Genomic DNA, 24138 nt, shown 5'->3' with positions numbered 1-24138 from the left:
CTGCTGCCCTAGTCGGATTTCCGCTCGTCAGAAGACAACGCTGCCGGGTCGACGCCAGAAGACGCTTGTTCTTCCCCGGACAGGCGTTCGGCGTCCCCTTCAGCCGTGGCCGCATCGGACGCGCGGACCGTTGCGGGATCGTCCGCATCGGTCTGCGCCTCTTCCATCGCCTCTACCGCGAAGCGGGTCGCACCGGGCGAGACGACCGGGAAGCTGCCCTGCTGCGACGGACCAAGCGCCGCGCGCCGAGTCATCCGCCAGCGAGCGTAGCCGGCCAGCGCCGCCATCAGCACGCCCATATAGGCCCAGTAGCCGTCGGGGCCCATCACCTCCATCAGCCAGCCGGTGATGATCGGGCCGGCCATCGACCCCAGCCCGTAGATGAACAGAAGCCCGGCCGATGCCGACGCCATATCCTCCTGGTCCAGATAATCGTTCGTGTAGGCCAGCAGCAGGGTATAGACAGGGTTCGCGACGCCGCCCAGCAGCGCGCCGACCAGCGTGAACCCCCAGATGTTCATCGGCAGCAGGATCGTCGCCAGCGTCACCAGCGCCCCCGCGGCGGTCAGGCTCAGGACCAGCTTCCGGCGGTCAAACCGGTCCGACAGCCAGCCGATCGGGTATTGCAGGACCATGCCGCCGATATAGATCGCCGCGACGAAGCTTGCGATTTGCCCGACGCTCAGACCCATCTCGGTCCCCCAGACCGAGGACATGCCCGACAGCGCCGCGAAGACGCCGCCCATCAGGAAGATCCCGACGCAGCCCAGCGGCGATGCGCGGTAGAGCTTGCCGAAGGACATCCGCTTGATGGTCAGGAATTGCGGCGCGGGCTGGGCCGACAGAAGGATCGGCGTGAAGGCCAGGGACACTAGGATCGACGAGATCGCGAACAGCGTGAAGGCGGCCGGATCGGCCAGGTTCAGCAGTGCCTGCGCGATCACGATGCCCAGCATCTGCACGATCATGTAGGCCGCCAGCGACTGACCGCGCGTTTGGTTGTTCGCAGCGGCGTTCAGCCAGCTTTCGGCGGTGATGTAGACGCCGCAGAAGCAGAAGCCGATCAGCACCCGCATCACAGACCAGGCCAGCCAGTTGGGTGCGACCGCATAGAAGATCAGCACCGCCGAGATGGCAGAGCCGAGCGCCGCGAAGACCCTGACATGTCCGACGCTCTTTATGACATCGGGCACGATCAGGCTGCCGGCCAGGAAGCCCGCGTAATAGCTGGCCATGACGACCGACATCTGGAAGGCGGAAATGCCCTCGATGCCGCCACGGATACCCAGCAGCGTGCCCTGCATGCCGTTGCCGACCATCAGCAGAAGCACGCCCAAAAGAAGCGGCCATATGCCTCGGATTACCGTTGCCATTGCAGTGCCTGTCCCAGGGTCAGCGTTTGCCTGCCGCCCTACGCCTCGGAAGACGCCCTGCCAAGTCCCGTCGGCCGTTCGGGCAGCAGCAGCGAAGCATCGCCGTAACTGAAGAAGCGATACCGCTGCGCAACGGCATGGGCGTAGATAGCGCGGATCCGCGCCTGCCCCATCAGGGCCGAGACCAGCATCATCAACGTCGATTTCGGCAGATGGAAGTTGGTCATCAATCCGTCGGTCACCCGGAATTGATAGCCGGGATAGATGAAGATGTCGGTCGTTCCCTGAAACGGCGCAATGACGCCCGTTTCGGCCGCAGCCGATTCGATCAGCCGCAGCGCCGTCGTTCCGACCGGGATCACGCGCCGACCCTCGGCCTTCGCCGTCGCGATGCGCGCCGCAGCCTCGGCCGTGACCTCGCCCCATTCGGCATGCATCCGGTGGGTGGTGACGTCGTCCACCTTGACCGGAAGGAAGGTTCCGGCGCCCACATGCAGGGTGACGTGGACGAATTCCACGCCACGCGCCCGAAGCGCGTCCATCAGCGCAGCGTCGAAATGCAGGCTCGCGGTCGGGGCCGCGACGGCACCCGCGCGCTCGGCCCAGATCGTCTGGTAATCGGTATGGTCCTGGGCGTCAGGCGCGCGCTGCGCCGCGATATAGGGTGGCAACGGCATCGCGCCCACGCGCTGCAACGCCGCATCGAAAGCGTCGCCTTCGGCATCGAAGCGCAGGCTCAACCCGCCATCGGCGATCTCGATCACCTCTGCCGACAGGTCTGCGTCAAACCGGATCACCTCGCCCACCCGCAGCTTGCGCAAGGGCTTGGCCAGCGCGCGCCAGCCCCCCGCCTCGGGCTCCATCAACGTGACCTCGATCTTCGCCGCAGCCTCGCCCTGCCCCGTCGCTCGGTGCCTTGTGCCGGTCAGACGTGCCGGGATGACGCGGGTGTCGTTCAGTACCAGCAGGTCGCCGGGTTGCAGGATCTGCGGCAGATCGAAGACGTGTTGATCGACGATGTCGTCACCCTTCGCCAGCAGCAGGCGCGCCGCGCTGCGCGGTCGCGCGGGTCGCGTCGCGATCAGGTCGGACGGCAGGTCGAAATCGAAATCGGAAAGCTTCATGGCCTGCGCTTCTTGCGCCAAGCGGCGATGCGGTCAAGGCCCGCGCAGAAAGTGAAACGCTCGGGCTTTACAATCCCGAGTCTTTCCGTAGTTTGGCCCTCGTGCGAAAGGGGTCGTCCATGATCGTCTGCCACTGTAACCAGATATCCGATCACGACATCCGCGCCGCAGTGGACTGGATGCGCAGCGCCGACCCCGAAACCATCATCACACCCGGCAAGATCTATCACGCGCTTGGCAAGCGCGCCGATTGCGGCGGCTGCATGCCGCTGTTGCTGGACACCATGCGCCGTTGCGATAGGCTCGGCGTCGCGCCGCCGATCTTGCGGCGGAACGAGAGCGCTGCAGAGGGAGCCACGCATGAAGGGCGACGCCAAGGTCATCGACTATCTCAACGCCGCACTGCGGTCTGAACTGACGGCGGTCAGCCAGTACTGGCTGCATTATCGCCTGCAGGAAGACTGGGGCTTCGGCAAGATCGCCGACAAGTCGCGCGCCGAATCGATCGAAGAGATGCATCACGCCGACCGGCTGATCCAGCGCATCATCTTCCTCGAGGGACATCCTAACCTGCAGAAGCTCGACCCGCTGCGGATCGGCCAGACCTTGCACGAAACGCTGGAAGCGGACCTTGCCGGCGAACATGACGCCCGCAACCTCTATATCGAGGCGCGCGATCACTGCGAGAAGGTCGGCGACTACGTATCGAAAAACCTGTTCGAGGCGCTGATCACCGACGAGGAAGGCCATATCGACTTCCTCGAAACTCAACTCGAACTCTACGGCAGCATCGGTGCCGAACATTACGGGCACCTCAACGCCAAATCCGCGGACGAGGCGGAGTCGGACTAAGACAAGGGGGCTTCAGCCCCCTTTTTCGATCTCAGCGCGGAAAGACCAGTCCGTCGAACAGTTTTCTTGCCGTGCGCAACGTTCCGGCGCGCTGGACGGCACCGTCTTCGTCCAGTTCCAGCAGCACCTCGGCCGCGCCGGTCGGATGCTCGACCGCGAAACGCCCGTCGCGCGGCATACGTGCGATCCGCGCTGCGGGCGAGCCGGCCAATGTGCAGGCGGTCGCCACGGTGATAGCCGCAAAGACCCCAATCGTCGCATGAACGCGATGCGGGATCAGGCTGCGGGTCGAGATCGCGCCACCCTTCATCGGGGCAGAGACCAGCGTCATCTTCGGCACCGATTTCTCGGTCACGTCGCCCAAATTCATCATCGGCCCCGCCTGCAGCCGGATGTGCTCGATCCGCGCCTTGAGGTCGCCCATCGCCTCGATCGTGTCGCGATCCTCCTGCCCGCTCAGGCCCAGATCCGCGGCCGCCACGATGACGCAGGGCATGCCGTTATCGATCAGTGTGCAGTCCACACCGTTGATCGTGTCCGTGACATTTCCGGACGGCAGCAGCGCGCCGCACATCGAACCTTCGGTGCCCTGAAACATCAGCGGGATCGGCGCAGCACCGCCCGGCACGCCGTCGATCCGCGCCTCGCCGTCGTATCGGACGCGTCCGCCGGGCGTCTGCACCGTCGCCACCGCGATCTCGCCGGTATTGACCATGCGGATGCGGATCGCCGTCTCGCCATCGTCGGCCGTGACGAGCCCACGTTCGATCGCCGCCGGTCCGACACCCGCCAGGATGTTGCCGCAACCCTGCGCATCCGACACCAGCGCGCGATCGACGAAAACCTGCAGGAACAGGTAATCCACATCCGCGCCCTCGGTCCCCGGCGACAGCACCGCGACCTTTGATGTCAGCGGATCGGCCCCGCCGATCCCGTCGATCTGTGTCGGGTCGGGTGAACCCATGATGCGAAGCAGCAGATCGTCGCGCTCGGCGGAATCATTCGGCAGATCGTCGGCCAGGAAGTAGGCACCTTTCGAGGTGCCTCCGCGCATCCACAGGCAGGGAATGCCCCCCGCCCCCGACCCGTCAGACATATTTCAGCCCCTTGGCCTCCAACCGACCGCGCATGTCGTACATGTCCAGACCCAGCGTTCCGGCGGCCAGCTTCTGCCGTTTCTCGCCCTCGTTTGCCATCCGCGCCTCGGCGGCCTTCAGCACGCCTTCCGCGTCGGCACGGGCGACCACGCAGACCCCGTCGTCATCCGCGACGATCACGTCGCCCGGATGGATGATCTGCCCACCCACCGAAATCGGCACGTTGACCGAGCCCAGCGTTTCCTTGACCGTGCCCTGCGCCGAAATCCACTTCGTCCAGACCGGAAACGCCATCTCGGTCAGGTCGCGCACGTCGCGCACGCCGCCATCGGTCACCATGCCGACGCAGCCCCGCGCCTTGGCAGAGGTCGCCAGCAGGTCGCCGAAATAGCCGTCGCTGCAGGGCGAGGTCGGAGCCAGCACCAGCACGTCGCCGGGCTGCACCTGCTCGATCGCGACATGCAGCATCCAGTTGTCGCCCGGCGGAACCGAGATGGTCACGGCAGATCCCGCAATCTGAGCACCCGCGTAGATCGGTCGCAGTTCGCGCGCCAGACAGCCGGTGCGACCCTGCGCCTCATGCACGGTGGCGACGCCCGCGCGCGCCAGCGCTGCGATCACATCCTTGTCCGCGCGGTCGATCTTCTGCCTGACGACATGGCTCATGATTCACTCCTTTGAAACGGGCGGGGTGCCGTGGGTGTGGAAGGTCTCGATCGTCTTCAGCCCCCAGGCCTGACCCTTCCTGCGGTCGGCCTCGGTCCAGACGATCGGCCTCCAGTCCGGGGCGAGGATCAGGCGTGCGCCCGCATTCGCCAATTCGACGCGGTTGCCGGCCGGCTCCCAGACATACAGGAAGAACGTCCCCTGGATCGCGTGCTTATGCGGTCCGGTCTCGATATGGACGCCATTCTGCAGGAAGATATCGGCCGCGCGCAGGATGTCCTCGCGCTGGTCGGAGGCGTAGGTGACGTGGTGCAGGCGTCCGTTTCCGCGCCCGTGTTCCTCGGTGCAGGCCAGATCGTAGCTCTTGTCGTTGATCGTGAACCAGCAGCCGCCGATGCGACCGTTGTCGAGCTGGATCATCTCGGTCACGCGGCTGCCGAGACAGGTCTCCATGAAGCGACGGAACTCGGTCACATCCTCGGCCAGCAGGTTCACATGGTCGATCCGCCGCGGTGCCGCGCCGGTAAAGGCGCTGGCGGTGTTCTTCAGCGCGGCGCGTTCGGCATCGTCCTGCGGCTGATACCAGCGGGTATCGTGATAGATCTCGAAGACGTGGCCGAACGGGTCGCGAAACCGGAACGCGCGGCCGTGGCTGTCATCGCCATCCACCCAGCCGATCACCTCGTAGCCTGATGTCTCGATCGCAGCGACCCGACGCTCCAGCGCCGCCGGGCTGGCAGCGCGGTAGCCGATGTGACCGACGCCGGTCGTCCCGGCGCGCGTCAGCTTCAGCGAACAATATTCGTAATCGTCCCAGGCCCGCAGATAAGCGCTGTCGGCATCCTGCCCGGACAGTTTCAGGCCGTAAATCCGGGTGAAGAAATCCAGACTTTCCTCGAACCGGTCGGTCAGCATCTCGACATGGCCCAGATGGGCGATGTCGAAACAGCGTTCGTCGCTCATTGTACCCTCCCTTTTCGAACCGGGGCGCGCCACTGGCACGCCCCGGCGCGCTTCAGGCGGTGTAGGCCGTCTCCTTGCCGCGGGCGGCATCGACCGACCACGGGCCCGGTCCGGCCGCAGCCAGATACAGGAAGACGAAGCAGTAAAGCGCGGCCAGTTCGCCGCCGTTCAGCAGCGGGAAGAACCCGCCCGGCGCGTGGGCGATGAAATAGGCCGCTGCCATCAGGCCGCTGCACAGGAACGCGACCGGACGGGTGAAGAGGCCGATCACCAAGAGCGCGCCGCCGATCAGCTCGATCAGGCCGGCGATGCCGCCCATGCTGAACATCGGAACGCCGTTCATGGGTCCGACCGGAAGCGACAGATACTTGGTGGTGCCGTGCTGCAGGAACAGCAGTCCGGCCATGATCCGCAGGACGGAACGCAGCTGCGGCGCGTAGGGGGAAAGGAAGGTCATCATCGGGGCCTTTCGGAAGAAACACGATACCGACGACCCACCAGCTTCCGCCTGTTCTGTCAACGCGAACGACTGCGTCGCGGAACGAACCCGGGCTTCGCGAAAATCGAACGCCTGCGCTCACAACTCGTCGACCGTGCGCGGAAAGATCGACTGGAACCCCTCGGCGTAGCGACAATCGCGGCCGCCGGACTGACCGCCCGAGTTGCGCTTGAAATGGTTGGCGCGTTGTTCAGCCACGCGGGTGTAGTAATCCCACAGATGAACCTGTCCGTTCATCTCTTCCATCGCGGCACGCTTCTTGTCCCAGACCGGCGTGATGTCGAGGAACGTGTCCGGCTTCCAGCCCATCTGTTCGGTCTGGTGCGGCTCGAATAGGTAAAGCTGCGGGGCGCCCAGCACCTTCTGGCCGGGATTGTGCCCCCAGGCCTGCGCGACCATCCGACATTCCAGCGCCAGCTGCGTCGTGTACATGTGGTCGGTGTTGTAGGGATCGTACTGGCTGTGGCTCAGCATGAAGCGCGGCTGAACCTCGCGGATCAGATCGACCAGCCTGAACTTGTCCTCACGCTCCAGATGCAGCGGGTAGTCACCCAGATCGAAACATTCGAGACGGTGAACGCCAAGGATGTTGGCCGCCGCTTCCGCTTCCCCACGGCGGATGGCCTTGACCTCGTCGAGGCTCTTGCCCTCTTTCCACAGGCGCGCACTTTCGCCGCGCTCGCCGAAGGACAGGCAGGCGACCGTCACCTGATAGCCCATCTCGGCATGCAGGGCGATGGCACCGCCACAGCGCCAGACGAAATCGGCGGCATGTGCAGAAATCACCAGCGCGGTCTTCGGCGCATCCTCGGCCATCTGTGTCCTCCTGAATTGATGGCGCAATCCTGCGGGACCTGGAAGCAAGCCGCAAATCGCAAACCCTCCCACCCGCATAAGTTTCGGCTATAATGGTTTCGGCACAAGGCGGACCGAACAATGACCTTTCGCAATCTGCGGCATCTTCGCGTCTGTCTTGCCGCCGCCGACACGGGCAGCATCACCCGCGCGGCCGAGCAGGGCCTGGTCTCGCAGCCCGCCGTCACCCAAGCGATTGCCGGGCTGGAGATCCAGGCGGGCGGCCCGATCTTTGAACGCAGCCCGCAGGGGCTCTTCGTCACCGAACGCGGCGATCTGCTGCTGCGTCGCGCGCGACGGGCATTGGCACTGATCGATGGTGCGCTGTCCGACATCTCGCCACGGGCCGCCCGCATCGTCAGCGCGTCACAACTTCAGGCACTGATCGCCGTGGCCGAGGCCGAGAACTTCTCGCTCGCCGCTCGCCGGCTCGGCCTGTCACAGCCGACGGTTCATCGCGCCGTCGCCCAGATCGAGCGCGAGGCGGATCGCAAGCTTTTCCAGCGCACCAGCCACGGCGTCGTGCCCACGCCCGCCTGCCAGGCGATCACCCGTGCGGCGCAGCTGGCGTTGGCCGAACTGACACAGGCCGAAGCGGATCTTGCCGATTTTGACGGGCGAGAGGTCGGCCGGATCGTGATCGGTGCGCTGCCGCTGTCGCGCTCGGTCCTGCTGCCGCGCGCGCTGGCCGCGTTCCGTCGCCTTCGCCCCACGCTGCCGGTCACGGTGATCGACGGGCGCTATGACGACATGCTGGCCAGCCTGCGGCGCGGCGACATCGATCTCATGGTCGGCGCCCTGCGCGATCCGGCGCCCATCGGTGACGTGGTGCAGGAAAGGCTTTTCGACGATCGTCTGGTGATCCTGTCGCGGCCCGATCATCCGCTTCAGGAAGAGGTTCCGCCCGACCTGAACGCGCTGGCGACCTGGCCTTGGGCGGTACCGGCTCGCGGCACCCCAACACGTGCGCAGATCGACACCGTATTTGCAGCTATGCCGGACGAAGGGCCCGCCAGCATCATCGAGACGGGATCACTTCTCCTGATGCGCGGCCTGCTGTCGCAGGGCGATTTTCTCGCCTGCCTGTCGCGTGTTCAGGCGGCGGCGGAAATAGAAAGCGGCGCCGTGGCGCCGCTTCGTGTCGCGATAGACTGGCCTGCGCGACCGATCGGTCTGACCGTCCGTCAGGACTGGCTGCCGACCCGCGCGCAGGTGCAACTGGTTCAGGCGCTGCGTGCGCTGCCCGACCCTGCGATCATTCCAGATGGCTCTCCATGAACCACAGGTCCTTGTCGGCCGTGCGCGACGCTGCCGTGAAGATGTCGGCGGTATCCGCATCGCCGGCTTCGTCCGTCGTGTCGATCGCCTCGCGCAGCTTTTCACCGTGGTCGCGCATCCGCTCGCACACCGCCTTGATGTGATCCTGCGCCTTGACCAGGTCCGTCGGATATTCCTTCAGCGTGGTATCGGCGGCGACCTTCTGCGCCGTGCCGACCGCGACGCCGTCCAGAATCTGAACCCGTTCTGCCATGACATCGATATGCTCCTGCAGGCGGGCATAGACGGTGTCGAACAGCTCGTGGACCGCGATGAAGTTCGGGCCCTTCACGTTCCAATGCGCCTGTTTGATCGCCAGGCCGAGCGCGATGCCGTCGGCCAGTCGAGCGTTCAGTTCGGAAATCGAGGTCTTGCGGGCGTTGTCTTTGAGCCCTTTCACATTCACGGCCATGACATGTCTCCTTCGCAGGTCGTATTCCCTGTCTGAACGGGGCGGATCGCACGGCGGTTCCCGAAAAACTTTGCGTTTCCGGCACTCTGGCCGGTTCAGTCCAGCAGCGACAGCAGATCGCCGGTGATCCCTTGGGCGGCGATCAGCCGGCGCTCGGCCGGCTCGTCGCGCATGATCAGCCCCGCGATTTCCAGCGTCGGGTCTTCGATCCCGGGCGCCGCGTCGGGCTTTGTATGGTCGTTATCCTCCTGACCCGCCAGCAGACGCGAGGGTTGGACAGACAGCACCACATGCCCATCTTCGGCCGCGGGGACCCGCTCGATCAGCGACCACGCGACCAGCCGCAGTGGACCGTCCGGTTGCAGATGCGGCGTGTCGAGCCGTTTGGCCCGCGCCCGCGCCCCCGTCATCAACAGCGCACCGCTTGCGCGCGCCATGTCGTGCACCACGCCGGCCACCTCACCCGGCCCGGTTTGGACCGAATGAGCCTCGCCCAGCGTCAGGCGCAGCAGCCGCTCTGCGACCAGCGCGGTCTGGCGTTCCAGCCGACCGCCCGCATGAACGAAGCGCAGGTCGGGCGCGGGACCGGTTGCGGCACCGATCGTCGCGTGCATCAGGAATTGCGGCAATGTCCGCGCCAAGGCTTCGGCGACCAGACGCGTGCCGCGCGCGTTCAGATGGTTGGCGTTCAGGAAGAAATGGCGCGGCGGCTGCCTGGTGTAGAAACAACCGTGGCGGATCAGCCGATAGCCGTCCAGCCAGGGCAGCCCGGCATCCCGGCACATCGCGGCCCAGCCATCCGCGACGGGCGATCCGGCCATCCCCGCCTCGCCCAGCGCCGGCAGGATCAGCACCACCGGCAGCACGCCGCGATCCGCGCACCAGCCGCGCAGCCAGGCGAAACCGTCGCGTGCCCAGTCCGGGCTGTGGAGGTTGCGTCCAAGCGCGCGCTGCTCGTTGACGCAAAGGTCGACCAGCAGCACGTCCAGACCGGCATCCTCCAGCAGCGGCAAGCGGTAGGGCAGCATCGCCGGATGCGAGGAGCCCAGCGAGGCATTGGCGACGACATCGAATTCCGGTGCAGCCGCCTCGAAGGCCGCGCGCCAGCCTTCGGCCATAATCGCACCCGACGTGCCCGCGATCCCGACCCGGGTCTTCATGCCCGCTGCCCCATCTCGGCCAGGTAGTGACGCACCGCATCGGCGACATGTCGAAACCGGTCGCCACCCAGATGCTTGCCCCCATACCAGCGGGTGACGATGACGACGTGATCGGCCAGCCCGGCGCGTTCGATCATCTGCAGGATCAGCCCGCCCGCGCCCTTTTCGCCATCGTCGGAAAAGGCCGGCTCGCCCGACAGGATCGCGGCCCAGCTGTGATGGGTTGCCTTGGCAAAGCGTCCGCGGCCCCGCAGTTCATCCAGCAGCGCTGCCACGCCATCGCGATCGCGCGCCGCCCCCCCCGAGACTGCATATCGCGATCCACGATCGCTGATGATCTTGTCAAAGACCAGAAGCCCGCTCACCGCCCGGTCTCCGGCAGGCGGCGCACATACAGATCCAGCCGATGGCGCACGATCTCGAAACCCATCTCGCGTGCGATTTCGGCCTGCAATGCCTCGATCCGGTCATTGGTGAACTCGATCACCGCGCCCGTCTCGATGTCGATCATGTGGTCGTGGTGGTTCTGATCCGCAGCCTCCCAGCGCGCGGGCTCACCCTCGAATTCCAGCTTCTCGATGACGCCCTGCGCCATCAGCGTCGTCAGCGTCCGATAGACCGTCGCCAGCGAGACGCCCGCCCCGGCAGCGTCCGCCCGCGCATGAAGCTCGGTCGCGTCAGGGTGATCCTCGCTGGCCGCGATCACGCGCAGCAGCGCCGCGCGCTGACGCGTCACCCGCACATGCGCGCGACGAAGCGCCTTTTCCATCAGCCTCGCGCGGGTTTCGATCTTTGCATCGGCCTTGATCATGGCCGCCACCCTGCCGAACGAAGGCGCCAGTTGCAAGTGGTTCTCATCTCTTGACAGTTGCGAACGATTCGCAGAACGTGCGCCAAGATCGGAGTATCCATGCGTATCCTCGTCACCGCCCTGACCCTTTCCCTGCTGGCGCAACCTGCCCTTGCGCAGAACAAGCCAAAGGTCGTCACCACCTTCACCATCCTCGCCGACATGGCCGCCAACGTGGCAGGCGATCTCGCCACGGTCGAAAGCATCACCAGACCCGGCGCCGAGATCCACGGCTACGAGCCGACGCCCCGCGACATCCTGCGGACTCGTGACGCCGACCTGATCCTGTGGAACGGCCTGAACCTTGAACGATGGTTCGAACAATTCCTGGACGGGATGGAGGACGTGCCGGCCTTCACACTGACCGAAGGGATCGACCCGATCGCGATCGATGGCGGCGATTACGACGGCAGACCAAATCCCCATGCCTGGATGGCGCTGGATTCGGCCGAAATCTATGTCGACAACATCGCGACGGCCCTGTCGCAGGTCGATCCGGACAACGAAGCAACCTACGCGGCCAATGCCGAAGCCTACAAGGCCCGCATCGCCGAGGCGATCGCGCCACTACGCGAAGCCGCGCGCGCGTTGCCCGAAGATCGGCGCTGGCTTGTGACATCAGAAGGCGCGTTTTCCTATCTCGCCCGCGACTTCGACCTGCGGGAACTGTTTCTGTGGCCGATCAACGCCGATGCTCAGGGCACGCCGCAACAGGTTCAGGCTGTGGTGGACGAGATGCGGGCCGAAAGCATTCCGGTCATCTTCTCGGAATCGACCGTCTCGGACAAACCGGCGCGTCGCGTCGCGGACGAAACCGGGGCGCGTTACGGCGGTGTCCTCTACGTGGACAGTCTGTCCGAAACGGATGGACCGGTGCCGACCTATCTGGACCTGCTGCGTGTCACCTCCGAAACCATCGTGAAGGGCCTGTCACAGTGAGCGCGCAAAGCGAAACCACGGGGATCGAGGCGCAGCATCTGACGGTCACCTATCGCAACGGCGTCACCGCGTTGACCGATGCCAGCTTTGCCATTCCAACCGGCACAATCACCGCGCTGGTGGGCGTGAACGGCGCCGGCAAGTCGACGCTCTTCAAGGCGCTGATGGGGCTGATCCCGCAATCGACCGGACGCGTCACCGTGCTGGGCCTGTCGGTGAAGGAGGCGCTAGCGAAGAACATCGTCGCCTATGTCCCGCAAGCGGAGGAAGTGGACTGGTCCTTTCCCGTGCTGGTCGAGGATGTCGTGATGATGGGTCGCTACGGCCGCATGGGCCTGATGCGGCGCCCGAAACCCGCGGATCGTCAGGCGGTCGCCGACGCGCTTGCCCGCGTCAACATGACCGATTTTACCAAACGCCAGATCGGTGAATTGTCGGGCGGGCAGCGCAAGCGCGTCTTCCTCGCCCGCGCACTGGCGCAGGAGGGTCGCGTGATCCTGCTGGACGAGCCGTTCACTGGCGTGGACGTCCAGACCGAGGAAGCGATCATCGCCCTGCTGCGCGAATTGCGGGACGAGGGCCGCGTGATGCTGGTCTCCACCCACGATCTGGGCTCGGTGCCGGAATTCTGCGACCGGGTGATCCTGGTCAAGGGCACGGTCCTGGCCCACGGTCCCACGGCCGAGGTCTTCACCCCCGCCAATCTCAAACAGGCGTTCGGGGGCGTGCTGCGTCACTTCGTCCTCGGCGGGGTACATCTGCATGATGACGACGATCCGCGCGCGGTCGACGTCTTTTCCGACGATGAACGCCCGCTCATCTTCTACGACGAGCGCCACCGCACGGCCGACCGTGAGGGCCGGACTTGATCGAGACCCTGCTTCTGCCCTTCCGCTACGGCTACATGGCCGATGCGATCTGGGTATCCGCCCTGACCGGCGGGGTTTGCGGGTTTCTGTCCGCCTACCTGATGCTCAAGGGCTGGTCTCTCATCGGCGATGCGCTATCCCACTCCATCGTGCCCGGCGTCGCGGGTGCCGCGATGCTGGGCCTGCCCTTCGCCCTCGGTGCCTTCCTGTCGGGTGGCCTCGCGGCGATGACGATGCTGTTCCTGAACGCCCGCACGGGGTTGAAGCAGGACGCGGTGATCGGGCTGATCTTCACCGGCTTCTTCGGGCTGGGCCTGTTCATGGTGTCGCTGAACCCGATGGCGATCAGCGTCCAGACCATCGTGATGGGCAACATCCTCGCCATCAGCCCCGGCGACGTGCTGCAACTGGCGCTGATCGGCGGGGTTTCTCTGTTCATCCTGCTGCTGAAATGGCGCGACCTGATGGCGGTCTTCTTCGACGAGGTTCATGCCCGCACGATCGGCCTGAACCCCGAGCGGCTGAAGGTTCTGTTCTTCACCCTGCTCGCTGCCTCGACCGTCGCCGCGATGCAGACCGTCGGCGCGTTTCTGGTGATCGCCCTTGTCGTCACGCCCGGCGCCACCGCCTATCTGCTGACCGACCGCTTCCCGCGGCTGATCGCGCTCGCCGTCGCCATAGGCGCGCTGACTTCGGCCGTCGGCGCATGGCTGTCGTTCTTCCTCGACGGCGCAACCGGCGGCGTCATCGTCGTCCTGCAGACGCTGATCTTCGGGCTGGCCTTCGTCTTCGCCCCGACCCACGGCATCCGTGCCGCCCGCAGGCGGGCGCGGATCGCAGCCGCCGCGACGCCGGCACCCGACACCGCCCCATGATCCAGATCCTGACCGAGCCCTTCGCCTACGGCTTCATGCAGAACGCTTTCGCGATCGCGGCGCTGATCGCGGTTCCCTCGGCGCTGCTGTCCTGCTTTCTCGTCCTGCGGGGGTGGAGCCTGATGGGCGACGCGGTCAGCCACGCGGTCCTGCCGGGCATCGTGCTGGCCTATGTCGCGGGCCTGCCACTGATCCTTGGCGCCTTCGCCGCGGGCATGTTCTGCTCGCTGACCGCGGGTTTCGTGCAGGACAACAGCCGGGTGAAGCAGGACACGGTGCTGGGCGTAGTCATGTCGGGCATGTTCGGGCTGGGGATCGTGATGCTGACGCAGATCTCGACCGACCTGCATCTGGATCACGTCCTGTTCGGCAACATCCTCGGCACCGGCGCACCCGAATTGTGGCGCGCGGGCGGCATCGGGCTGGCGGTCACTGCCGCCCTGCTCGTCACATGGCGCGACTACGGGCTTTTCAGTTTCGACCCGGTGCAGGCCCGCGTCGTTGGCCTGCCCACGCGGGCGCTGCATTACGGCCTGCTGGCGATGCTGTCGGTCATGGTCGTGGCGATGCTGTCATCCGTGGGCATCATCCTGTCGGTCGCGCTGCTGATCGCGCCGGGGGCCATTGCCTACCTGATCGCGCCACGCCGGCTGGGCCGGATGCTTGCGGTCGCGGTCATGGTCTCGCTGTCGGGTGCGATCCTCGGCGTCTGGCTCAGCTTCTGGATCGACAGCGCCACCGCGCCGACCATCGTGCTGGTCCTAACCGCCATCTTCGTCGCGACCTTCGCGTTCCGGCAGATCCAGCTCGCCCGCGCCTAGCCGCGCGCATCCTCGACCATCATCGCCGCCGCCTTCTCGGCGATCATGGTCGCCGGCGCATGGGTGTTGCCCGACACGATGGTCGGCATCACGCCGCAATCGACGACGCGCAGCCCGCCTATCCCATGCACGCGCAGCCGCGGATCGACCACCGCCTGCGGCCCGGTTCCCATCGCCGTGGTCCCGACGGGGTGAAAGATCGTCGTCCCGATCCGGCCCGCCGCCTCTTCCAGCGCCGCAGGCTCTTGCGCCTCGACACCCGGCAGGACCTCTTCCGGTGCAAAGGCGGCCATGCGCCGGGTCGCCATCAGCTGGCGGGCGTGCCGGATACTTTCGACCGCCACCACCCGATCCGCCTGCGCGCTCAGATAACGCGGCGCGATCGCCGGCGCGTCCTCGGGGTCGGTCGAGTGGATGTGACACGTCCCCCGGCTTTCCGGCCGCAGATTGCAGACCGAGATCGTCAGCCCCGGCCAGCGGTGCAGCGGCTCGCCGAACGCATCCAGCGACAGCGGCTGCACGTGATACTCGATATTGGCCGTGCGGAACCGCGGGTTCGACTTCGCGAAGATCCCCAGCTGCGAGGGTGCCATCGCCATCGGTCCCGACCGGCGCAGCGCGTATTCCAGCGCGATCCCGGCGCGACCCAACAGGCTGCCTGCCCGGTCGTTCAGCGTCCGCGCGCCCTTGATCCGGAAGACGGTGCGCAGTTGCAGATGGTCCTGCAGGTTCTCGCCGACGCCCGGCAGATCATGAACCACCCCGATCCCCAGCCGCGCCAGCCGCCCGCCCTGCCCGACGCCCGAGCGTTCAAGGACGGCAGGCGAGTTGATCGCCCCCGCAGATAGCACCACCTCGCCCCGCGCCTCGACGCGGAACCGCTCGCCGCGCCGCCGGAACTCCACGCCCACGCAGCGCCGTCCGTCGAAGATCAACCGCTCGACCTCTGCGCCGGTCTCGATGCGCAGGTTCGGCCGTCGCTTCGCCGGGTCGAGAAACGCCTTCCGCGCGTTCCAGCGCATTCCGCGCCGCTGCGTGACGGGAAAGTAGCCCACACCCTCGTTGTTGCCGCGGTTGAAATCGACGCAATCGGGAAGACCCATCTCATGCGCCGCCTCGACCACAGCCTGAAGGATCGGCCATTTCAGGCGCTGGCGTTCGACCCGCATCTCGCCCTGATCGCCGTGCCAGTCATCCGCCGGATCATGGTGCCGTTCCGAGCGCCGGAAATAAGGCAGCACGTCGTCCCAACCCCAGCCGACATTGCCAGCCTGCCGCCAGTTGTCGTAATCGGCCGCCTGCCCGCGCATGTAGATCATGCCGTTGATGGACGAGCATCCCCCCAGCACCCGCCCGCGTGGATAGTTGAGCCTGCGTCCGTTCAGCCGCGCCTCTGGCTCGGTCCGGTAGCACCAGTCAAGCGTAGGGTCCCCCATCGCATACAGATAGCCCACCGGCACATGCACCCAGAACCGGTTGTCGCTGCCCCCGGCCTCCAGCAGCAGGACCGAGACCGAAGGGTCGGCCGACAGCCGGTTGGCCATGACGCAGCCGGCGCTGCCCGCACCGATGATGATGTGATCGAAGCTGGGAAAGGATGTAGGCTGGTCCATCGCGTCACGATAGCGGCGACGGGGCGGCGCGGGGAAGGGGTAGACTGAACGTCATTGCGGGAAGGGGCGTGGTCGCCACGCTCAGGACGGGACCGGCTGGGGGCCGGCGACCAGGTCGGGCTCGCCCTTCGACTTGCGGGCGATGAAGCCGACGAACGTCCGGACGCGCTCGGCTATCAGGCGGTTGTCAGGATAGACGGCGTGCAAGGGCACATCTCCGCTGTCCCATTCGGTCAGGATCGGAACCAGTGCCCCCGTGCGCAGCACGTCGCCGACGATGAACGCGGGCAGCTGGCAGATCCCCGCGCCGGACAGGGCTGCCACACGCAGCGCCCATCCGTCGTTCAGTTCAAGCCTGGGGACGACCGGCATTTCGGCCCGTTCGGCGCCGCGGCGCAGGATCCAGACACGGCCGCGGCGCAGGCTGGCAAAATGCAGGATGTCATGCGCCGCAAGGTCGGTCGGCGCCGCCGGCGTCCCGCGCCGCGCGAGATAGTCGGGCGAGGCGCAGATGCGCAGCGGCGAGGCGCCCAGCTTTCGGGTGATCAGGTTCGGTTCCACGTCCAGCGTCCCCCGGATCGCCAGATCCAGCCGCCGCTCGATCAGGTTCTCGCGCGCGTTGGACAGGTCAAGCTCGACCCGCATGCCGGGATGCTTCAGCAGGAATTCCGCGATCCATCGCACCAGAAAACGATGGCACAGGTCAGGTGGCGCGGTCAGGCGCAGCCGTCCTTCTGGCGCGTGATGCTCGGCACGGGCCGCGCATTCGGCCAGGTTTACCCGTTCGGCGATATCGCCGAGACGATCGCGATAGGCCTGTCCGGCGGCGGTCAACCGGACCAGACGGGTAGAGCGATGAAACAGCCGCAGCCCCAGCCGATGTTCCAGTTCGCACACCTGGGCGCTGACGGTGGATCGCGTCAGGCCGATCGCATCGGCCGCCATGGTGAAGCTTTCGTGTTCGGCGACCGCCAGAAAGGCCGCGACGCCATGCAGCGGATCGACCGTCTTCATTCGTCAGCTCATCCGGACAATGTTGCGCGGTCAGCCCGCTTTATCGGCCATCTGCCACGGAAGTATACGCCCTTCACCGCAACGCACAATCCTGATGGAGAGACAGGTGACAAGCTTCGTTCATGCCGCCTATTCCGCGCCGGGCGCGGGCAAACAGGCGATGGGCTTCGGCCCGCATCTCATTCGCATCACCGCCGAGCAGACCGGCGGTCGCCTCGGTGTGTTCGAGGCCGAGGTCCCGCCGGGCGAAGGCCCGCCGCCGCATATCCACGAGCGGGAAGATGAGTGCTTCCGCGTTCTCGACGGCCGGTTTGCCTTCTGGTGCAACGAGAGCCGCGTCGAGCTTGAAGCCGGAGGCGTGATCGTGGTGCCTCGCGGCTCGATCCACCGGTTCCAGAACATCGGCGCGACGGCGGGTCGGCTGATGATCGTGATGACGCCCGGCGGTTTCGAAGGCTTCTTCCCCGCGGTCGAGGTGGAAGCCCCGCAGACCCCGCACGAGATCGACGCCCTTGCCGCCCGCTTCAGCCTGCGCTTCGCACCCGCTCTTGCCGAGATGGCGGCAGCCTGACAGAGTGCGGGTGGACCGTTCATGAATCACATGCCCGCTCCGTGCCGCGCATTCGCCGAACGCGCGGTCGCGACACCCCGCGGGCAACATTGCTTAACACGCCCCTAACCGCACGTTCGCAGCCTGTGTACAGGTTGTGTACAGGCTGTGGACGCGCGGTGTACGGGCTGTGACTCGTCAAACCCAGCAATTGCAGGGCAAAGCACGGCCCCCGGTGTTGCGCTGTTGCGCAGCCACCGTTCGCTTGGTGCAACGAGATTTGTTAACCGAAAATTAAGCCTTCCGTAGCGCGAGGACCGCGTTCAGGCCGCCAAAGGCGAAGGCATTGGACAGGACCGCGTCAACCTTCGCCTCGCGCGCTTCGTTCGGAACCACGTCCAGCGCACATTCTGGATCAGGCTCCTCGTAACCGATTGTCGGCGCGATGATTCCGTCGCGCAGCGCCATGATGCAGGCCAGCATCTCGATCGCCCCGGTACCCCCGATGACATGACCATGCATCGCCTTGGTGGACGAGATCATCAGCCGGTCCGCATGATGCCCGAAGGCATGGGCGACCGCCGCGCATTCAGTCTTGTCGTTGGCCGCCGTCCCGGTCCCGTGCGCGTTGATGTATCCGATCTCCTCGGGCTTCAGCCCGGCATCGTTCATCGCCCCGGTGATCGCTCGCTCGGCCCCCTGCGCCGATGGCATCACGATGTCCGCAGCATCCGAAGACATCGCGAATCCAACCACTTCCGCCAGGATCTCGGCCCCGCGCTCGCGCGCGTGATCCCAATCCTCGAAGACGAAGACGCCTGCGCCCTCACCCTGGACCATGCCGTTGCGGTTGGCGCTGAACGGTCGGCACGCGTCCTTCGACATGACGCGCAATCCCTCCCACGCCTTGACGCCACCAAAGCAGAGCATCGCCTCGGAGCCGCCGGTCAGCATCGCCTTCGTGGCGCCCGAGCGCACCATCTGGAAGGCCAGCCCCATCGCATGATTGGAACTTGCGCAGGCCGTCGCCACGGTGAAGGCCGGGCCGCGCAATCCGAATTCCATGCTGACATGGCTAGCCGCCGCGTTGTTCATCAACTTGGGGACGACGAAGGGATGGACCCGGTTCTTTCCCTCTTCGTAGACAACGCGGTAATTTTCGTCCCACGTGTTCAGCCCGCCGCCGGCCGTGCCCAGCACGACGCCCGATTGCAGGCCCAGATCGCCCTGAAACTCCAGCCCCGATTGGTCGACCGCCTGCTTGGCAGCCAGCAACGTGAACTGGGTGAACTTGTCGTAAAGCAGGATCTGCTGACGGTTGAAGTAGTTCTCGGGCGTCCAGTCATGGACCTGCGCACCGATCTGGATGGTCAGCCGCTCGACGTCGCGAAAGTCCAGCTGGCTGATCCCGCATCGCCCTTCGCGCAGAGCCTCGAGCGTCGCCGGAACGTCGTGCCCCAACGCGTTGATCGTGCCCATGCCCGTGATCGCGACACGGCGTTGCCCGCCGTTCCGTACGTTCATGCCGCCTTGTCCGCCACCAGCCGCTCGACCGCCGCGATGATCGCACCCATGGTCGAGATGTCGAATTCCGATGCCTCGGGTTCATTGGCGTTGAAGGGAATCGAGATGTCGAATTCCTCCTCCAGCGCGAAGATCGCCTCGACCATGCCAAGGCTGTCGATGCCCAGGGCTTCGGGCGTCGCATCATCGGTGACCTGCTCGGGTTCCAGCATCGCCTGTTCGGCAATGATCTCTCGGATTCGGGTTCTCATCTCATCGCTCATCGCGGCCTCGTCTCAGCCCTTATCCAACAGTTTCGTGACGGTTTTCTGAAGCTCGGCAAATTGCGCCGCAAGACGCGGCAGGCGCCGTACCGCCTTCTGGATCTCCATCTGCGTCTCCATCTTCACCGCCGGATTGCCAAGGATCACACGACCCGCCGGCACGCGGCTGAAGATCTTGGTGGCCCCGCCCGCAATCACGTCGTCACCGATCTCGACATTGTCGCTGACCCCAACCTTTCCGGCCAGCACGACCCGGTCACCAATGCGCGAGGAGCCGGCAATGCCGACATGGCCGCACAGCAGGCAATCCCGGCCGACGATCACGTTGTGGCCCACCTGCACGAGGTTGTCGATCTTGGTGCCGGACCCGACCCGCGTCGCGCGGATCGTACCGCGATCGACGGTGGAATTGGCCCCGATCTCGACATCGTCGCCGATCTCGACGCCGCCAAGGCTGTGGATACGCGTCCAGTGCTGCTGACGGATCGCGTCACGCTCACCCAGCGTGCGGCGGATTTCCTCGACGCCGGACTCTTCGGGTGTGACGAAGCTGAATCCATCACCGCCGATCACCGCGCCCGGCTGAAGGATCAGACGGTCGCCTGCCGTGACACCGTGCAGGATCCGCGCACCGTCAAGGATCAAGGCGTCCTCGCCGATCACGCTGTCCTTGCCGATCGAGACATGCGGCGCGATCCGCGCGCGGGCACCGATCCGAACATCGGCAGCGATGACCACGAAGGGTCCGATCGCCGCACCCTCCGCGATGATGGCAGATGGATCGACGATTGCGGTCGGGTGAATGCCCGGCGCGATCGCAGGACCCGGATCGAAGGCGCGCGACAGGCCGGCCATGGCGAGCCGCGGGCGGGGCACGATGATCGCGGCGCGCAGGTCGTAGGCTTCGGGCTCCATCCCTTCGGCCAGGATCGCCACCGCACCGGGCTTCAACGCCTCGGCATATTTCGGGGCCATCGCCAAGGCGATCTGGCCGTCCGTGACCACGCCGGGCTCAGCCGCGCCCGAGACCTGCGCCTCAAGGTCACCCCATGCGCGCGCGTCCAGCGCCTTCGCCAATTCGCCGACGGTCAAAGCCATGCGGGACCCCTTTCGGGATGCGACCTAATCGCTTTTGGCGTCCGATTCCAGCCCGGCCTTTGCCAGCGCGTCCCAGACCCGTGCGTCCCGTCCGTAGACGTCGCCGTAGAAGCGGATTTCACCGCTCTCATCGGGGAAGGCCGTGAAATAGACCAAGTGCACCGGCAGGTGCGGGGTCAGTTCCAGAAATGTCTCGCGACCGCTGGCCAGCGCACGTTCAAACACGCCGCGTGGATCGCTGCTTTGCTGGGACAGCAGCGCCGTCGCCAGATCGAACGGATCGCCGACCCTGACGCAGCCGTGCGAGAAAGAGCGTGTGCGCTCGCCGAACAGATGCTTGGTCGGCGTGTCGTGCAGATAGATGTTCCACGGATTGGGGAAGATGAACTTCACCAGTCCAAGCGCATTGTCGCTGCTGGGTTTCTGGCGCATCCGGTAGGGAAAGCTCGCCTCGCTATACTGGGCGAAGTTGATGTTGCCGCGCGGAATGACGTTGCCGCGACTGTCCACCACGTCCAGATGCGCAACCGCGTTCCGGTTCGCCTTGAGACGGGGCAGGTATTCCTTGACGGTGATTGAACGCGGGACATTCCAGCGCGGATTGACCACGACATGTTCCATCTCGTCCGAGAATTCGGGCGTGCGCATGGTCGGATCGGTCTTGCCCACGACGGTACGCGTGATGAAGACTTCCGTCCCGCCATCCATGATCCGCGCGTTGAATTCGGGGATGTTGACCCAGACATGGCGCGCGTTCAGGTCATGGACCGCCATCCAGCGCATCCGTTCCATCGCGACCATGATCATCCGCGTGGATTGGTCGGCGCCACCGTTCAGACGCTCGATCGTGCGCGGACCGGCGACACCGTCCGAGGGCAGGCCCGCAGCTTTCTGGAAGCGCATGACCGCATCGGACAGACCGTCATCATAAAGCGATGTGTCAGACGTCGGCGCGGTCTGGAAGCCCATCGCCGAAAGACGCAGCCGCAGATCGCCAAGCCGCGGATCGCGCGCACCGACGCGCCACAACCCTGCCGGTGCCAAGGGCGTCCCCTCGGGTGCCGTCAGACGGCCGCGGTCCGCCAGCGTGCGCTGAAGCGCGATATAGCGCGGATCGCGCGGCGCGATCGCGGCGAGAACCGCTGCCGGATCACCGCTTGACGTAAACTCACGCATCAGCCGCGCGACGGACGGATGCTTGACCTCGCGCTTGATTCCCGGATCGACGCTGGCTGGTTTCAGGATCCCTGCGCTGAGGTCGTCAGCCCAACGCGCGAAAGCCCGGGCGAACATCACTTCACCCGCGATCGTCGACGGGTCGGCGGACTGCAAAGCGTCGGCACCATAGCGCGCCGGTGGCAGGCCATGATCGCGCGCCGTGGCGATGGCCGCGATCACGGCAGCGCGACGCGCCTCGGATCCAGGACCCGAAAAGATCGGCTTCAGGCCGTTCTGGCCGTAGAAGTTTGCCAGCGCCGGCTCGTCCGCGACGGCACGGGCCAGCGCCATCTCATCGGCCGTGAAGCTCAGCCGAGGCGCGACGGCGGTGCTCGCCGCGACCTGCGCAACCGCCGGGGCGGGACCACCCTGTGCCAAGGCCATGCCGCTCGTGAGCGACAATGTCGCCACCAAACCGAGCGCCCTTACCGCGCCTAAGCCCTGCCATCCCATCTTCATGCGCCTTGACCGTCCTTATATCGCCGCGATACCGGCCTGCCACCACACGTGTCGCGCGTAAAGCAACCGGCGTTCCAGCCACGCTTTTTCCCCACCACCCGGTGCCGTGCAGCCACATTTCTCAGCATCATCATGCCGCATTCGCGGACCGGAAAGGTTGCCGAAACGTCACGCCTGATCGGCGAAGTTCCGCGCATTCTTGCCGGTATCCGCCGCATCTGGAACTATACTGTTTCCGGACACACGCTATGTTGACATATTGTTAAGCAGTTCCGAGTAACCGGAACAGACTGGGGCAAACCCGGCGCATTCAATGAACGCAGGACAGGCGATCCGAACATGACAATCTCTCTGATCAACCGTCGCGGCCTCTTGGGCGCTTTCGCGGCAACATCCGTTGCCGCCGCACCCGTGATGGCGAACGCATTCGGTTTCCTTCGTGGCGCAGGCGACATGCGCCGCATCAAGATGTATTCCGGCCGGACGGGTGAAAACCTCGATGTCGTCTACTGGGTCGACGGCAAATACATCCGCGAAGCGCTGAACGAAGTGAACATCTTCATGCGCGACTGGCGCACGGGGACCGCGATCGGGATCGACCCGCGCGCGATCGACGTCGCCGCGGCCTCTCATCGGCTGCTGCAGACGAACGAACCCTACATGATGCTGTCGGGCTACCGTTCGCCCCAGACCAACGCGATGCTGCGCCGCACCTCGTCGGGCGTGGCGCGCAACTCGCTGCACATGACCGGCAAGGCCGCCGACCTGCGGCTGAAGTCGCGCTCGGTCAACCAGATGTATCAGGCTGCGGCATCCTGCCGCGCGGGCGGCGTCGGCAAGTACAGCCGCTCGAACTTCGTTCACATGGATTGCGGCCCGGTTCGCACCTGGGGCGGCTGATCGTTTTCAAAATATAGGGTTCGTGCCGGCCACCGGCGCGCACCGGACTGTCCTGCCACCCGCCCTGTTCGCCTCCGGGCGGGTCAAGACGTTTTGACTGTCGCAATGACGCTGAATATTGCGGCGGTTCAGACCGCCAGCATGCGTTGGTAGAGGTTGTTCAGGAACAACTCGGCCTCGGCATAGGGATCATGATCTTCGCCCAGAACGGCCCGCACCTGCACCTCGAAATCCGCGTAATGTTGCGTCAGCGCCCAGATCGAGAAGATCAGGTGATGCGGATCGACCGGCGCCAGCCGCCCCTCGCCGATCCAGCCGCCGATGATGCCCACCGTCTCGTCCACCATGTCACGCAGTTGTCCGCCCAGGATCGGCTGAAGATGGGGCGCACCTTGCAGCACCTCGTTGGCAAAAAGCCTGCTTTCGCGCGGATAGTCGCGCGACAGATCCAGCTTGGCGCGCACATAGGTCAGGATTTCGGCCATCGGCTCGCCCCTTGGATCGAGCCCACGCATAGGTGCCAGCCAAACGTCAAGCAACGCCGTCAGCAGCGTGCGATAAATGTCGTCCTTCGAGGCAAAGTAATAAAGCACGTTCGGCTTCGAAAGTCCGGAGGCCTCGGCGATCTGGTCGATCGTCGCACCGCGGAAACCATGTGTTGAGAACACGTCGAGCGCACCGTCGAGGATGAGGTCGCGGTTCTTCTGCTGGATGCGAGTGAGGCGCGGTGCTTCTTCTTCGGACATGATTTCTCTTGCCACCGAAACGTGCGAAAGTCAGCAGGCGGCGCCGCTTGACTGCGCCCGGCGCTTTGCTAGCGTGAGCCT

Annotated in this window: 27 protein-coding genes; 9 read left to right on the top strand and 18 right to left on the bottom strand. The window is 65.6% G+C overall.

Translation table 11 applies throughout. The features are described from left to right. Positions 1–8: 8 nt before the first annotated feature. Together MLD63_RS04990 and queA are read right to left on the bottom strand one after the other, a co-directional pair. Positions 9–1373, bottom strand: coding sequence for an MFS transporter (locus MLD63_RS04990; protein ID WP_255328794.1), 1365 nt, complete (start codon positions 1371–1373; stop codon positions 9–11). Positions 1374–1411: 38 nt separating this feature from the next. Then, complete coding sequence (gene queA / locus MLD63_RS04985) at positions 1412–2497, bottom strand: tRNA preQ1(34) S-adenosylmethionine ribosyltransferase-isomerase QueA (protein WP_255328793.1); 1086 nt, start codon at positions 2495–2497, stop codon at positions 1412–1414. A 119-nt stretch (positions 2498–2616) separates the two neighbouring features. Between queA and MLD63_RS04980 the strand changes: the two genes are divergently transcribed. Next, entirely contained in the window at positions 2617–2910 is a 294-nt protein-coding gene (locus tag MLD63_RS04980; protein ID WP_255328792.1) for a (2Fe-2S)-binding protein, read from the top strand. After that, positions 2858–3349 carry a bacterioferritin gene (bfr, locus tag MLD63_RS04975; protein ID WP_255328791.1) on the top strand — a complete coding sequence of 164 codons (492 nt, stop codon included), beginning with the start codon at positions 2858–2860 and terminating at the stop codon, positions 3347–3349. The genes MLD63_RS04980 and bfr overlap by 53 nt, the downstream gene beginning before the upstream one ends. A 31-nt stretch (positions 3350–3380) precedes the next feature. Here bfr and MLD63_RS04970 read toward each other — a convergent pair whose 3' ends face one another. From MLD63_RS04970 to MLD63_RS04950, 5 genes are all read right to left on the bottom strand, one after another. After that, positions 3381–4445, bottom strand: a complete 1065-nt coding sequence (locus tag MLD63_RS04970) for a 4-oxalomesaconate tautomerase (RefSeq protein ID WP_255328790.1) — start codon at positions 4443–4445, stop codon at positions 3381–3383. Further along, a complete protein-coding gene (locus tag MLD63_RS04965) occupies positions 4438–5112 on the bottom strand; it encodes a 4-carboxy-4-hydroxy-2-oxoadipate aldolase/oxaloacetate decarboxylase (RefSeq protein WP_255328789.1) in 675 nt (224 codons plus the stop codon). The genes MLD63_RS04970 and MLD63_RS04965 overlap by 8 nt, the downstream gene beginning before the upstream one ends. A gap of 3 nt (positions 5113–5115) precedes the next feature. Then, positions 5116–6075 carry a VOC family protein gene (locus MLD63_RS04960; RefSeq protein WP_255328788.1) on the bottom strand — a complete coding sequence of 320 codons (960 nt, stop codon included), beginning with the start codon at positions 6073–6075 and terminating at the stop codon, positions 5116–5118. A gap of 52 nt (positions 6076–6127) precedes the next feature. Further along, a complete protein-coding gene (locus tag MLD63_RS04955; RefSeq protein ID WP_255328787.1) occupies positions 6128–6532 on the bottom strand; it encodes a DoxX family protein in 405 nt (134 codons plus the stop codon). Positions 6533–6652: 120 nt separating this feature from the next. After that, positions 6653–7390, bottom strand: a complete 738-nt coding sequence (locus MLD63_RS04950; RefSeq protein ID WP_255328786.1) for a PIG-L deacetylase family protein — start codon at positions 7388–7390, stop codon at positions 6653–6655. Positions 7391–7510: 120 nt separating this feature from the next. Here MLD63_RS04950 and MLD63_RS04945 point away from each other — a divergent pair, with 120 nt between their 5' ends. Further along, positions 7511–8707 carry a LysR family transcriptional regulator gene (locus MLD63_RS04945; protein ID WP_255328785.1) on the top strand — a complete coding sequence of 399 codons (1197 nt, stop codon included), beginning with the start codon at positions 7511–7513 and terminating at the stop codon, positions 8705–8707. On the opposite strand, the gene dps is transcribed toward MLD63_RS04945, so the two are convergent. The 4 genes from dps to MLD63_RS04925 all read right to left on the bottom strand — a co-directional run bounded on the left by dps (position 8685) and on the right by MLD63_RS04925 (position 11129). Next, positions 8685–9158: a DNA starvation/stationary phase protection protein Dps gene (gene dps / locus MLD63_RS04940; RefSeq protein ID WP_255328784.1), complete on the bottom strand. Its 474-nt coding sequence runs from the start codon at positions 9156–9158 to the stop codon at positions 8685–8687. The genes MLD63_RS04945 and dps overlap by 23 nt on opposite strands. A 95-nt stretch (positions 9159–9253) precedes the next feature. Further along, positions 9254–10318 carry an SGNH/GDSL hydrolase family protein gene (locus tag MLD63_RS04935; RefSeq protein WP_255328783.1) on the bottom strand — a complete coding sequence of 355 codons (1065 nt, stop codon included), beginning with the start codon at positions 10316–10318 and terminating at the stop codon, positions 9254–9256. Then, entirely contained in the window at positions 10315–10683 is a 369-nt protein-coding gene (locus MLD63_RS04930) for a YigZ family protein (RefSeq protein WP_255328782.1), read from the bottom strand. Before MLD63_RS04930 ends, MLD63_RS04935 begins: the two co-directional genes overlap by 4 nt. Continuing rightward, positions 10680–11129 carry a Fur family transcriptional regulator gene (locus MLD63_RS04925; protein ID WP_255328781.1) on the bottom strand — a complete coding sequence of 150 codons (450 nt, stop codon included), beginning with the start codon at positions 11127–11129 and terminating at the stop codon, positions 10680–10682. The genes MLD63_RS04930 and MLD63_RS04925 overlap by 4 nt, the downstream gene beginning before the upstream one ends. Positions 11130–11228: 99 nt before the next feature. On the opposite strand from MLD63_RS04925, the gene MLD63_RS04920 reads away from it, so the two are divergent. Genes MLD63_RS04920 through MLD63_RS04905 form a run of 4 tightly spaced genes read left to right on the top strand, consistent with a single transcriptional unit; the run spans position 11229 to position 14672 of the window. Next, positions 11229–12107: a metal ABC transporter substrate-binding protein gene (locus tag MLD63_RS04920; protein ID WP_255328780.1), complete on the top strand. Its 879-nt coding sequence runs from the start codon at positions 11229–11231 to the stop codon at positions 12105–12107. Next, the gene (locus MLD63_RS04915; RefSeq protein ID WP_304363991.1) at positions 12104–12976 is read left to right on the top strand and encodes a manganese/iron ABC transporter ATP-binding protein; all 873 of its coding nucleotides are present in this window, start codon (positions 12104–12106) and stop codon (positions 12974–12976) included. Before MLD63_RS04920 ends, MLD63_RS04915 begins: the two co-directional genes overlap by 4 nt. Further along, positions 12973–13851 (top strand): metal ABC transporter permease, encoded by an 879-nt coding sequence (locus MLD63_RS04910; protein WP_304363990.1) that lies wholly within the window; start codon positions 12973–12975, stop codon positions 13849–13851. Before MLD63_RS04915 ends, MLD63_RS04910 begins: the two co-directional genes overlap by 4 nt. Then, positions 13848–14672 carry a metal ABC transporter permease gene (locus MLD63_RS04905; RefSeq protein ID WP_255328779.1) on the top strand — a complete coding sequence of 275 codons (825 nt, stop codon included), beginning with the start codon at positions 13848–13850 and terminating at the stop codon, positions 14670–14672. The genes MLD63_RS04910 and MLD63_RS04905 overlap by 4 nt, the downstream gene beginning before the upstream one ends. On the opposite strand, the gene MLD63_RS04900 is transcribed toward MLD63_RS04905, so the two are convergent. Next, positions 14669–16285, bottom strand: coding sequence for a GMC family oxidoreductase (locus MLD63_RS04900; RefSeq protein WP_255328778.1), 1617 nt, complete (start codon positions 16283–16285; stop codon positions 14669–14671). The genes MLD63_RS04905 and MLD63_RS04900 overlap by 4 nt on opposite strands. 81 nt (positions 16286–16366) lie before the next feature. Further along, on the bottom strand, positions 16367–17299 hold the full coding sequence (locus MLD63_RS04895) for a LysR family transcriptional regulator (RefSeq protein ID WP_255328777.1): 933 nt from the start codon (positions 17297–17299) through the stop codon (positions 16367–16369). A gap of 106 nt (positions 17300–17405) precedes the next feature. Here MLD63_RS04895 and MLD63_RS04890 point away from each other — a divergent pair, with 106 nt between their 5' ends. Beyond that, positions 17406–17870 carry a cupin domain-containing protein gene (locus tag MLD63_RS04890; protein WP_255328776.1) on the top strand — a complete coding sequence of 155 codons (465 nt, stop codon included), beginning with the start codon at positions 17406–17408 and terminating at the stop codon, positions 17868–17870. A gap of 273 nt (positions 17871–18143) precedes the next feature. Here the strand turns inward: MLD63_RS04890 and MLD63_RS04885 are convergent, their stop codons facing one another. From MLD63_RS04885 to MLD63_RS04870, 4 genes are read right to left on the bottom strand one after another with little or no spacing between them, the layout of a single operon-like run. Beyond that, a complete protein-coding gene (locus MLD63_RS04885) occupies positions 18144–19373 on the bottom strand; it encodes a beta-ketoacyl-[acyl-carrier-protein] synthase family protein (RefSeq protein ID WP_255328775.1) in 1230 nt (409 codons plus the stop codon). After that, positions 19370–19636 carry an acyl carrier protein gene (locus MLD63_RS04880; RefSeq protein ID WP_255328774.1) on the bottom strand — a complete coding sequence of 89 codons (267 nt, stop codon included), beginning with the start codon at positions 19634–19636 and terminating at the stop codon, positions 19370–19372. The genes MLD63_RS04885 and MLD63_RS04880 overlap by 4 nt, the downstream gene beginning before the upstream one ends. A 12-nt stretch (positions 19637–19648) precedes the next feature. After that, positions 19649–20734: a UDP-3-O-(3-hydroxymyristoyl)glucosamine N-acyltransferase gene (locus tag MLD63_RS04875; protein WP_255328773.1), complete on the bottom strand. Its 1086-nt coding sequence runs from the start codon at positions 20732–20734 to the stop codon at positions 19649–19651. A 24-nt stretch (positions 20735–20758) separates the two neighbouring features. Continuing rightward, entirely contained in the window at positions 20759–22411 is a 1653-nt protein-coding gene (locus MLD63_RS04870; RefSeq protein WP_255328772.1) for a L,D-transpeptidase family protein, read from the bottom strand. 339 nt (positions 22412–22750) lie between these two features. Between MLD63_RS04870 and mepK the strand changes: the two genes are divergently transcribed. Then, complete coding sequence (gene mepK / locus MLD63_RS04865; RefSeq protein ID WP_255328771.1) at positions 22751–23311, top strand: peptidoglycan L,D-endopeptidase MepK; 561 nt, start codon at positions 22751–22753, stop codon at positions 23309–23311. A 128-nt stretch (positions 23312–23439) separates the two neighbouring features. Here the strand turns inward: mepK and MLD63_RS04860 are convergent, their stop codons facing one another. Beyond that, positions 23440–24057, bottom strand: a complete 618-nt coding sequence (locus MLD63_RS04860) for a TetR family transcriptional regulator C-terminal domain-containing protein (RefSeq protein WP_255328770.1) — start codon at positions 24055–24057, stop codon at positions 23440–23442. Positions 24058–24138 lie beyond the last annotated feature (81 nt).

The organism is Paracoccus albicereus, from assembly GCF_024359525.1.
In the GTDB taxonomy this organism is placed as follows: Bacteria; Pseudomonadota; Alphaproteobacteria; order Rhodobacterales; family Rhodobacteraceae; genus Paracoccus; species Paracoccus albicereus.
Note: the sequence above shows the minus strand (reverse complement) of the source record. Positions and strands in the feature narration are given on the sequence as shown.